Here is an 11,106-nt window from a genome sequence, read left to right as displayed (position 1 = left end):
ATACAGGGAGTTTGATATGGCAGGGAAACAGCTTGGAGAGACGCTGGCGCGTCCCGGGGATCGTTGTATGAGCGCGGTGCGGGAACTGGAAACGGTGCTCCCCATGGTGGCCAGAAACAGCATGCTGCGTTATGAGGCATTCACCCGTTTGTTTGCACTGCTCGGGAGCATGCCCGACAGTGACACCATTGAAATCATCCAGACAGGTCTAGGTGGGCTCGAGTGGGAGCAATTGTCCGAGGAAGACCGTGTGCGTTTTGCTGAGCACCTGCGGCATCTGGCAGATCAGGTCTTACCTGTTTCGGTTCGGACGGAACTGGTTTCCGTTGCGTCTCAGACCCCGTCTTCCGGGGCAGGCGAATCGTTGATCACGCCCGAACCGGCTGCCAAGCCGGAACCTGTGTTGCCAGCAGCTGAAATAGCCTATGACTCGGGGCGATTCGGAGACCAGTCGCGACTGGTTGAGGCCCTGAAAGAACAGCCAGAGGATGTCTCGGTCGACCAGTTGCTTAATACGATGACAGGTGGCTCCGGCGGCCAGCACTAAACCTTCTTGAGGCAGGAAATCCTCCTGCCTTTTCCCATTACCGCAACGGCGGTTACCGTCCCGTAACTTGTGCTCTGTCACTAGAGTGTCACGATGCCCGTGCAATTATTGTTCAAAGGTCTGGTGACTATGGCCCGCATTGTGCAGCGAGTTTCATGCACCCATTTTTAGCTGACTTGAGGTCACAGGAAGTTAGTGGCCGAAGATCGATAGACAATTGAGAAGGAGTTCGCCCATGGCAGCACAGCAGTTATCGTCCGGAGAGACGACATCGAAAGTCCTCGAACAGCTTCGAGGCAAACATGTTCTGATTACCGGAACGACGGGATTTCTTGGCAAGGTCGTGCTTGAAAAACTGATCCGAGCCGTACCCGAGATTGGCGGTATTCATCTTCTCATTCGTGGTAACAAGCGCCATCCGGATGCACGGGGTCGGTTTCTGGAAGAAATCGCCACGTCTTCCGTGTTTGAGCGCTTGCGACATGATGATAATGAGGCCTTCGAGAATTTCATCGAGGAGCGTGTCCACTGCATTACCGGTGAAGTGACCGAGCCGATGTTCGGTTTGTCAGATGAGGCGTTTGAGGCGCTGGCTGGCAATCTGGATGCCATTATCAACTCCGCAGCGAGCGTGAATTTCCGGGAAGAGCTGGACAAGGCGCTCTCAATCAACACGCTGTGCCTGTACAACATTGCTGAACTGGCATTCCGGAACAGTGAACTTGCGGTGATTCAGGTGTCCACCTGCTACGTCAATGGCAAGAATGCCGGTAACGTTGGTGAGGCCGTGATTAAGCCGGCTGGTGCCGACATTCCCCAAAGCGACGACGGTTACTTCGAAATCGAGGAGCTGGTCCGTTTGCTTGAGGATAAGATTGCGGATGTGCGGTCCCGTTATTCGGGGAGCGCCCTGGAGAAAAAGCTGGTCGACCTGGGTATTCGGGAGGCTAACCATTATGGCTGGAGTGATACCTATACCTTTACCAAGTGGTTGGGAGAGCAGCTGTTGATGAAGGCGTTGTCAGGCCGGTCGCTGACCATTCTGCGTCCTTCTATTATTGAAAGTGCTCTGGACGAACCAGCACCGGGCTGGATTGAAGGCGTGAAGGTCGCTGATGCCATCATCCTGGCCTACGCCCGTGAGAAGGTCACTCTGTTCCCGGGCAAACGCTCGAGCATTATCGATGTGATTCCGGTGGACCTGGTTGCGAATTCCATCATTCTTTCGCTGGCTGAAGCCATGGCCGAGCCCGGCAAACATCGTATCTACCAGTCGTGCAGCGGCGGAACCAATCCCATTCGACTTGGCGAGTTCATTGACCACATCATGGCTGAAGCCAGAGAAAACTATGATCGGTATGACCACCTTTTCTACCGTCAGCCCTCGAAGCCTTTCTTTGCGGTGGATCGGAAGCTCTTTGACCTGGTCGTAAGTGGCGCAAGGTTGCCGTTGAGCATCACCGACCGGATGCTGAAAATGCTGGGCAATAGCCGCGAGCTGAAAATACTTCGAAATCTGGATACCACCCGTTCGCTGGCGACGATCTTCGGGTTCTACACTGCGCCGGATTACGTCTTCCATAACGATCGTCTTCAGGCCCTCGCGAGGCGGATGGGCAGTGTTGACCAGGCCCTGTTCCCGGTAGATGCGAAAGCCATCGATTGGCGCTCTTATCTGCGAGACACGCATCTTGCCGGTTTGAACCGGTATGCGCTCAAGAAACGCAAGGTGTATAGCCTACGCTCTGCAAAGGTCCGCAAAGCAGCGGCCTGATCGAAAAGGCCTGTCTCCGGAAGTACCGTCGGGCCCTATTGATTGATGTAAGACCATTACAGCCGGGCGGCTCTCCCCCCGGCTGTTTTTCGTTATGCGTGTTCTAAGCTTTAAGCAGGTGTGGTAGCGGAAACGGAACGCCTCCGCCTGCCGTTGGCGGCCCGTGTTCGGTTTGGACGTTGGTCTAATTCATTGTTCTATTGAACACATGGTGAACTACGGCTATTCGCAGGAAAAGGGCCTGAGAGTCGACGCTGCCCAGCACTCTGTTAGAACACAATGACAAGAGAATTTAACGAAAGGGAGAGCACTATGACTGAGAAACACATTTTTCCGGTAAGTTCTGAGGTTGCCGAAAGGGCGCTGGTTAACCGGCAACAATATGAGGACATGTACCGTCAGTCAGTCGAAGATCCGGACACCTTCTGGGCTGAGCACGGCAAACGTGTTGATTGGATCAAGCCCTTCACGAAAGTAAAAAATACCACCTACGATTTCGATAACCTGTCCATCAAATGGTTTGAAGACGGTGAGCTCAACGCCTCCGCCAATTGCCTGGATCGCCACTTGGAAGAGCGGGGCGATCAGACCGCCATTATCTTCGAAGGCGATGAGCCGTCTGATTCGCGCAACGTGACCTATCGTGAGCTGTACGAAGAGACCTGCAAGTTTGCCAATGTCCTGAAAGGGCTTGGGGTCAAGAAGGGCGATGTGGTCACCATCTACATGCCGATGATTGTTGAAACGGCCGTTGCCATGTTGGCCTGTGCCCGAATCGGTGCGATTCACTCAGTGGTCTTTGGCGGCTTCTCCCCCGAAGCCCTGGCGGCCCGGATTGCTAACGGTCAGTCCCGTTATGTCATTACTGCTGACGAGGGGATTCGTGGCGGCCGGGTGATCCCGCTCAAGAAGAATGTGGATGCGGCCCTCAAAAACGAGAGCGCCGGCCACGTGGAAAAAGTGGTCGTGGTGACGCGCACAGGCAATGACAATGTGCCCTGGAATGACGGCCGGGATGAGCGTTACGAAGACCTGATGGCGTCGGCGTCAACCGACTGCCCGCCGGAGCCGATGAATGCGGAAGACCCGCTGTTCATGTTGTATACCTCCGGTTCCACCGGCGCGCCGAAAGGGGTGCTGCACACCACCGGGGGCTACCTGGTGTATGCCTCCATGACCCATGAATACGTCTTCGACTACCACGACGGTGATGTGTACTGGTGTACTGCCGATTTCGGCTGGATCACCGGCCACAGTTATATTCTGTACGGCCCGCTGTGTAATGGCGCCGTGACCCTGTTGTTCGAAGGCGTGCCCAATTACCCGGACGCATCGCGCATCGGCAAGGTGGTTGATAAACACAAGGTGAACATCCTCTACACCGCGCCGACGGCCATTCGGGCGCTGATGGCGGTGGGCGAATCCTGTATGGAAGATACGTCCAGGGATTCACTGAAGTTGATGGGCTCCGTAGGTGAACCGATCAACCCGGAAGCCTGGGAGTGGTACTACCGGGTGATCGGCAACAGCAAGTGCCCGATTGTGGACACCTGGTGGCAGACCGAAACCGGCGGCATTCTGATAACACCGCTGCCCGGTGCGGTTGATCTCAAGCCAGGCTCCGCCACGCTGCCGTTCTTCGGTGTTCAGCCGGCGCTGGTGGATAACGATGGCAATATCCTTGACGGTGCGGCCGAGGGCAATCTGGTGATTTTGGACAGCTGGCCCGGCCAGATGCGGACCATTTACGGTGACCACGAACGGTTCAAGCAGACCTACTTCAGTACCTATAAAGGCCGCTACTTTACCGGTGACGGTGCCCGTCGTGATGAAGACGGCTACTACTGGATCACGGGCCGGGTGGACGATGTGCTGAATGTGTCGGGGCACCGTCTGGGCACCGCCGAAGTGGAAAGCGCCCTGGTGGCTCATAGCCAGGTGGCTGAAGCAGCCGTGGTAGGATACCCGCACGACATCAAGGGGCAGGGTATTTATGTGTACGTGACCCTGGTCCAGGGTCAGGAACCGTCGGACGAGCTCAAGAAAGAACTGGTCCAGTGGGTGCGTAAGGAGATTGGTCCGATTGCCTCACCGGATGTTATCCAATGGGCCCCCGGGCTGCCAAAGACTCGCTCTGGTAAGATAATGCGCCGGATTCTGCGAAAAATCGCAGCCAACGAGCATGAGCAGCTGGGCGACACGTCCACCCTGGCCGATCCGGGCGTGGTGGATGAGTTGATCAGCAATCGTGAGTTTAAATAAGGCCCGGAACAGGGCCTTGAACCTGAGAGGAACCAAGTGAATGACACAGACAATCATCGTCGCTGATGACCACCCGCTGTTTCGAGCTGCGCTGAAGCAGGCGGTCAGTCAGGCAGTGCCGGATGCCAAGACCGTTGAAGTGGACAGCATCAAGGCACTGCAGGCGGCGGTTGAGTCGCACCCGGATGCGGATCTGGTTCTGCTGGATTTGAACATGCCGGGGGCCCACGGGTTTTCCGGGCTGGTGTTTATGCGTGGCCAGTATCCCGGTTTGCCGGTGGTCGTCGTTTCAGGTTCCGAGGAACTTCAGGTGATGCGACGCTCCATTGATTATGGGGCGTCCGGCTTCATTCCGAAGTCGGCACCACTTCCGACCATTACCGAAGCCATTCAGGCGGTACTCGAGGGAGACGTCTGGTTGCCGGAAGGGGTGGCTGAAAAAATCGAGCGGATGGATTCCGAAGCAACGGATTTTTCGGAGCGGCTCGCATCCCTTACACCCCAGCAATTCCGGGTCTTGGGAATGCTGGCAGAGGGGCTGCTTAACAAGCAGATTGCCTACGATCTGGATGTCTCGGAAGCCACCATTAAGGCTCACATCACGGCCGTGTTTCGCAAGCTGGGTGTCCGGAATCGAACTCAGGCCGTTATCGCCATCCAGCAGATGGAGATTGACCCAACGGACCAGTCTTTATCTGGCGGCTGAGCCGGAATATTCACCAGAATGAGTGTTAAGAAACGGGAGCCTCGGCTCCCGTTTTTTTTGCCCGTTGATGCCATTCAGCTTTTTGACGTTCCACTGGGGTGAAGCATGGAATGGTCTTTGGGTGCGAATTAAATAAGTACATGTGTACTCATTAATGGTCGTTTAATGGTAATTGGTATGGGTTCTGGTTGTTATTTCCTTTTTTGTCTTGTAGATTTCAGCGTACACGTGTACTCTTAGTTTTGTGCAAGATATGAACACGCGAATAGGTGAAAAATGAATGCAGCCGTGAAACCCGAACCGTTGGAAAGTGTGGTGTTTGGACAGGCCGATGAGCGTGAGCTCAGAGACAGAATGAAAAAGGAATTGCCGGCGGATACCTTCAAGGCCAAACCTTGGCGGGTAATTTGGTTTTTGCCCCTGCAGATGGTGATCTGGGGTGGGTTGGCAACCATTCTTCTCGCTGGCTTGCCCTGGTATGCGAATCTTGGCCTGGCGTTGGTCGTTGGTCATACCATCGGTTGCCAGGCGCTGCTGGCCCACGAGGTGATGCACGGTGCCCTTGGCATGAGCAAGGGATGGCAGAACTTCTTTGGCTGGCTTGGCTTTGGACCGTTGATTGTTCCGCCTGAGTTCTGGCGCAAATGGCACAACGTGGTCCATCACGGTAATACCAATTCGGGGGATACCGACCCGGACAGTTTTGGTACTTTGCGCCGCTACAAGGTGGATCCGAAGCAGAAGAAATTCACCAAGCTGGCGCCGGGATCCGGCACTTGGTACAGCTATTTCTTCCTCTTCTACTCCTTCACCTTCCACGCCCAGCTGGTGCTGTGGTTTCAGGCCAAGCGACGCAAACAGTTCAAGGGCTTTAATCGAAGGAAGGCCATTGTTCAGTCATTTGTGTGTGTGGCTGCATGGGGTGTCCTGGCGGTATTGTCCGGGCCACTGGCGGTATTCACGGTGCTGGTACCGTTCATGATTGCCAATGCCCTGGGGCAGGGATACATCCTGACCAACCACTTCCTGCGCCCACAAACACCGACGAATAACCCGCTTGATAACTCCATGAGCTTGCGGGTGGGGCCCGTGCTGGATCGTCTGCACTTCCGTTTTAGCCACCACATCGAACACCACTTCTTCCCGAAGATGTCGTCCAACATGGCGCCGCGGGTGCGTGAGTGGCTGGAAGAGCACCATGGCGACCGGTATATGGCCATGCCTCACAGCACGGCTTTGAAGATGCTTTACAGCACTCCCCGGGTATACAAATCGCCAACCCAGTTGGTGGACCCGAATCGGCCGGAGCGGGTGTTTGATTTGCTGCCGCTACAGAAACAGTATGCCGCCAGCGCTCGCTAACTTACGAAATGGCAGAGCCTGGTGCCCTTCCTGAGGGATACCTTTTGTCGAGGAGGCCTAGGCCTCCTCGAGTTGTTTTTCGAGCTAGTTCGTCCGGCTTTCCGGGCTTTTCAGAAGAACACCGGGATTCAGAATCTGTTCCGGATCCACCGAAGTTTTTGCATTCTCCAGCATGGAAATAAAGAGCGGAGACGCCTGTCGCAGGTAGTGTTCTCGGTGATCCTTACCCACGGCATGATGGTGAGTAATCGTGCCGCCTTCGTTGATGATCACATCCGAAACTGCACGCTTGATCTCATCCCACCGCTGTAGATCATCCGTGCCATTGCCCTGCGCCATCACCGTGTAATAGGGCGCGGGACCGTCTGGATACAGGTGGGTAAATCGGCAGGTAACAAACCCTTTGCCACATAATCTTTCAATGGCGTGCTCAGCGGCAGCCAGAATCCGGGCATTGAAATGTTCAAACTTGTCCCAGGTGATTGCCGTTTCAAAGGTTTCGACAATCAGGCCCCTGCGGACCAACTCATCCCTCAGGTAAGGTACGGTAATAAAGGCCTGCTTCCACGTATCGGCCTTGTCATCCCGTTGGTTGTCGATTCCGGACGCTGCTGGCTCGGACAGGTTGATGCCACCGCACGCGGTGGCAATCGACAGGCAATCCTTAAGTTTTTGAGTGACCGGAAAAGTACTGGATTCGCAGCCCAGAATCAGGATGTCCAGGTTGCCGTCACCAAGCCCCATGAACAGGGCTTCACCCCGGCCAATGAATCGTGCGTTGGTTGGATGAAGGCCTGACTGGCTGAGTTGTCTGCAGGCTTCGACCCCGTGCTCAAATGCTTTAAAGCCGACCGTGGCAGACGCTTTATACTCAGGGGCGGACTGAAGTCGTACCCATGCCTCGGTAATGATGCCCAGGGTACCTTCTGAGCCCAGGAACAGCCGCTCCTCACTGGGGCCGGCACCGCTGCCGGGCAGGCGACGGGTTTGAATGACGCCCCGGGGAGTGACCACGCGAACCGATTCCACAAAGTCATCAATGTGGGTGTATTGCGTGGCGAAATGACCACCCGCTCGGGTCGCTATCCAACCGCCGAGCGTGGAAAACTCGAAGCTCTGGGGAAAGTGTCTGAGGGTGAGCCCGTGGGGCTTTAATTGCTGTTCCAGATCCGGGCCGTAGGTGCCGGCCTGAATGCGGGCGCAGCGGGACTGGGTGTCCACTTCAAGCACCTTGTTGAAGTGCAGCATGTTGACTGTGATGACCCCGCCAGAGGACGTTCTTTTCGGTGGCTCAATGCCGCCAACCACGCTGGAGCCGCCGCCGTATGGAATGAGACTTATACGGTTATTGCGGGCGAATACCATTAATTCGGACAGTTGCTCCTCATCGTTTGGAAACGCCACGTAATCCGGGGGGTTATCAAACTGACCATGGGCGCATCGCCAGGAATCCCGGTAAGACTTGCCAAAGCAATGATGTAGTCGAATTTCTTTATCGCTGGTGATCCAGTTTTCCCAGGCAGAGGGTAGGGGAAATCTCGGGTCGGGCAAGGGGATGGATTCCCGATCCGGGAGTGCCAGAGGGGGGCTGGCCTCCATGCCAGTGGTCGTTCGCAAGAAATCAACAAAGGTATCTGTCAGGGTGTCGTCCAGGGGGCCTGCCTGATACCCCCAGCCCCAGAACTTTCGCCGTAAGAAGTCCTCTACTGTCTGCAAACTGCCCTCCCGTTTTTCTTATGCGGGCTTCGACGAGCCAGCGTAGCCAAGCGCCTTGTCGACCAGGTTGAACAGGTCCTGCCCGCCATGCCAGCGGTCGAAATTTTCCAGAAACTGGTCTGTCAGAGCACGCTTCCAACCGATGAAGTCCCCGGCCATATGGGCGGTCATGGTCACATTGTCCATGTCCCACAGGGGGTGGTCTTTGGGAAGTGGCTCCTCTTCAAACACATCCAGCCCTGCGCCGGCAATCTCGCCGTTTCTGAGTGCAGTAATGAGATCGTCGGTTTTTACGATGGGGCCTCGGCCGATGTTGATCAGGCGTGCTGTTGGTTTCATGGCACTGAATGCTTTGGCGTCAAACAAGCCTTCAGTTTGCGGCGTCAGGGGCGCGGCGATCACCACGAAATCGGCGTGACTGAGCTGTTCATAGAGGCTGTCGTGGCCATGCACGGCAACAAAGTCCGGATCCTCGTTACGCGGCGTGCGGGCAATACCGTGGGCCGGCATTCCGATGGCGCTGACCAGACGGCCGATCTGACGGCCAATGGAGCCGGCGCCCACGACCAGAACCTGCTTGCCCTGAGCCCGTTCCGTGTCCCGGTGTTTCCACTCGTGCTTCATTTGCAGGCGGATAGAACCGGGGAAATCCTTGGCGAACATGAGAATGGTACACAGCACGTATTCGGCAATGGTGCGGTCGAAGATGCCACGGGCATTGGTGACAACCACATCGCTGCTGATCAGCTCGTCAAACATCAGGGCGTCCACACCGGCGCTCGTTGCATGAATCCAGCGCAGCCGATCGGCGGAGCCCCAGGCGGCTTTCAGGGCTTCGGTCCGGAAGTCGGTCACCATCATCACATCCGTGCCGGGAAGGGTGTCACGCAGGGTCTGTTCGTCGCAGGCAAAACGCACTTCTGCCCGGGATCTGACCGCCTCCATACCTGGTGGCTCCTGTTCTCCGGGGGCTGTCAGGACCGTTACAACGGGCTTGCTTGGCTGTGTCATTAAACCTCCAACTGTTATTTGACTGTCGGGCATGCCGCTAGGCTTAGCAACAGTCTGGTCCTCCCTCGAGCCGGGGTCAACTCGTGACTGGGCGGGTTTATGGCATCTTCAGGGCGAGATGTGTGGCACCGCAAACTCTTTGTCATCTATGTCTTGTATGGCCCCGGCTTACTGGCTACCCTGCATCAGAACGCTCACTTTTTGAACCGGTCGCAGGAGGTGTTTATGGCAGAGAGTGTCAATCAGGAAACCGACCAGTCGGTCCCCCGGAAAGTGAAGTATCGGAAGACGAAAGCCAGCTGGAATCCTGCGATGCACTCGATCCCGGTGCCGGGTATCCGCCGTATGGTGAACATGGCGGCGACCATGAAGGATGTGCTGCACCTCTCGATTGGCCAGCCAGATCTGCCAACTCCAAAACATATTGTTGACGCCTACGTTGATGCACTCAATGCCGGCCAGACCGGTTACACCATGGATGCAGGTCTGCCGGAACTGCTGGTGGCGCTGCGAGACTATTACGGCAAACGATACAACCGGAAACTGACCCGCGACAACATCCTGATCACCAGCGGGGCCACCGAGGCCATGTATCTGGCCATCTCGGCAACCTCGGCCCCGGGGCGCCAGTTCATCGTGACCGATCCGTCCTTTTTGCTCTACGCACCGCTGATCCGGATGAGCGGTGGCGAGGTGAAGTTCGTGCCTACCCGTGTAGAGAACGATCATCAGCTGGACCCGGATGAGGTGATTGCTGCCATGGGGCCGCGCACCTATGCGATCATTCTGAACAACCCCAATAACCCGACCGGTGCTGTGTACCCCCGTAGCACGGTGGAAACCATTCTTGAGGAATGTGCCTTCCGGGGGATTCAGGTCTACGCCGATGAGGTATACGACCACCTGATTTTTGATGATGATGACTTTGCCAGTGTCTTGAATTGCTCTGTGGATCTGGACAACATCATGTGCATCAGCAGTTTCTCCAAGACCTACAGTATGGCAGGGCTCCGGGTCGGTTGGGTCATCTCCAACCAGGCGACCATCAGGTCCCTGCGTCGCTACCATATGTTCACCACATCGGTGGCCAATACGCCGTCCCAGTTTGCCGGTGTTGCGGCGCTTACCGGAGACCAGCAGTGCGTGAGGGATATGGTGGATATTTACCGGGAGCGCCGGGACAAGGTGGTAGATCTGGTGGAGCAAACGCCGCACTTGCAGGGATACAAGCCCGGAGGCGCGTTCTTTATTTTCCCTGACTTGCCCAAGCATGTGGACGGTTCCGATCTGGCCTTGCGCATGTTGAAAGAAACCGGTGTGTGCGTGGTACCCGGCGATGCCTTCGGGGAAGAGTCGACTCACGCGCTTCGTATCAGTTTTTCCACAACCTGCGAGAAACTTGAGGAAGCGTTTGATCGTATTATCCCCTGGATGGCCAAGCAGCAGTTTTAGGTAAGCCCATGCCTGCCCTGGATTCGATGGTGATCCAGTGCCCCTATTGCTGGGAGGCACAGGAAATCGCCATTGATCCCTCGGTTCCCGAGCAGGAGTACGTCGAAGACTGCCAGGTGTGCTGCCGGCCCATTGTGTTCACAGTGACGGTGGACGATGACCTGACATTCAGGGTCGATGTGCGGGCAGAAAACGATTAGCCGACCTCAAATTGTGACTGTGTGGCCTGCAGACTCGCCTTCAGACGACCTCTCGGCTGTGGCGACATGCACCCCG

General features: G+C 56.1%; 9 protein-coding genes. 7 read left to right on the top strand and 2 right to left on the bottom strand.

Translation table 11 applies throughout. The features are described 5' to 3' along the window. Nucleotides 1-16 precede the first annotated feature (16 nt). From QVZ43_RS14470 to QVZ43_RS14450, 5 genes are all read left to right on the top strand, one after another. Nucleotides 17-547 (top strand): hypothetical protein, encoded by a 531-nt coding sequence (locus tag QVZ43_RS14470; protein WP_302910507.1) that lies wholly within the window; start codon nt 17-19, stop codon nt 545-547. 235 nt (nt 548-782) lie between these two features. Beyond that, nucleotides 783-2,321: a fatty acyl-CoA reductase gene (locus QVZ43_RS14465; protein WP_302910506.1), complete on the top strand. Its 1,539-nt coding sequence runs from the start codon at nt 783-785 to the stop codon at nt 2,319-2,321. Between the two features lie 312 nt (nt 2,322-2,633). After that, nucleotides 2,634-4,583 carry an acetate--CoA ligase gene (gene acs, locus QVZ43_RS14460; protein ID WP_223792862.1) on the top strand — a complete coding sequence of 650 codons (1,950 nt, stop codon included), beginning with the start codon at nt 2,634-2,636 and terminating at the stop codon, nt 4,581-4,583. A 40-nt stretch (nt 4,584-4,623) separates the two neighbouring features. Beyond that, on the top strand, nt 4,624-5,289 hold the full coding sequence (locus tag QVZ43_RS14455) for a LuxR C-terminal-related transcriptional regulator (protein WP_223792863.1): 666 nt from the start codon (nt 4,624-4,626) through the stop codon (nt 5,287-5,289). 276 nt (nt 5,290-5,565) lie between these two features. Next, on the top strand, nt 5,566-6,651 hold the full coding sequence (locus tag QVZ43_RS14450; protein ID WP_223792864.1) for a fatty acid desaturase family protein: 1,086 nt from the start codon (nt 5,566-5,568) through the stop codon (nt 6,649-6,651). Between the two features lie 84 nt (nt 6,652-6,735). On the opposite strand, the gene QVZ43_RS14445 is transcribed toward QVZ43_RS14450, so the two are convergent. Then, entirely contained in the window at nt 6,736-8,367 is a 1,632-nt protein-coding gene (locus tag QVZ43_RS14445) for an FAD-binding oxidoreductase (RefSeq protein ID WP_302910505.1), read from the bottom strand. An 18-nt stretch (nt 8,368-8,385) separates the two neighbouring features. Beyond that, on the bottom strand, nt 8,386-9,378 hold the full coding sequence (locus QVZ43_RS14440) for a D-2-hydroxyacid dehydrogenase (protein ID WP_338140899.1): 993 nt from the start codon (nt 9,376-9,378) through the stop codon (nt 8,386-8,388). 225 nt (nt 9,379-9,603) lie between these two features. Here QVZ43_RS14440 and QVZ43_RS14435 point away from each other — a divergent pair, with 225 nt between their 5' ends. Both QVZ43_RS14435 and QVZ43_RS14430 read left to right on the top strand, forming a co-directional pair. Then, nucleotides 9,604-10,830, top strand: a complete 1,227-nt coding sequence (locus QVZ43_RS14435; protein ID WP_302910503.1) for a pyridoxal phosphate-dependent aminotransferase — start codon at nt 9,604-9,606, stop codon at nt 10,828-10,830. A gap of 8 nt (nt 10,831-10,838) precedes the next feature. After that, nucleotides 10,839-11,030 carry a CPXCG motif-containing cysteine-rich protein gene (locus QVZ43_RS14430; protein ID WP_302910502.1) on the top strand — a complete coding sequence of 64 codons (192 nt, stop codon included), beginning with the start codon at nt 10,839-10,841 and terminating at the stop codon, nt 11,028-11,030. The last annotated feature ends 76 nt before the right edge of the window (nt 11,031-11,106 follow it).

The sequence above is a fragment of the Marinobacter suaedae genome, assembly GCF_030519635.1.
Classification (GTDB): domain Bacteria; phylum Pseudomonadota; class Gammaproteobacteria; order Pseudomonadales; family Oleiphilaceae; genus Marinobacter; species Marinobacter suaedae.
This window is presented reverse-complemented; position numbering and strand designations above follow the sequence as displayed.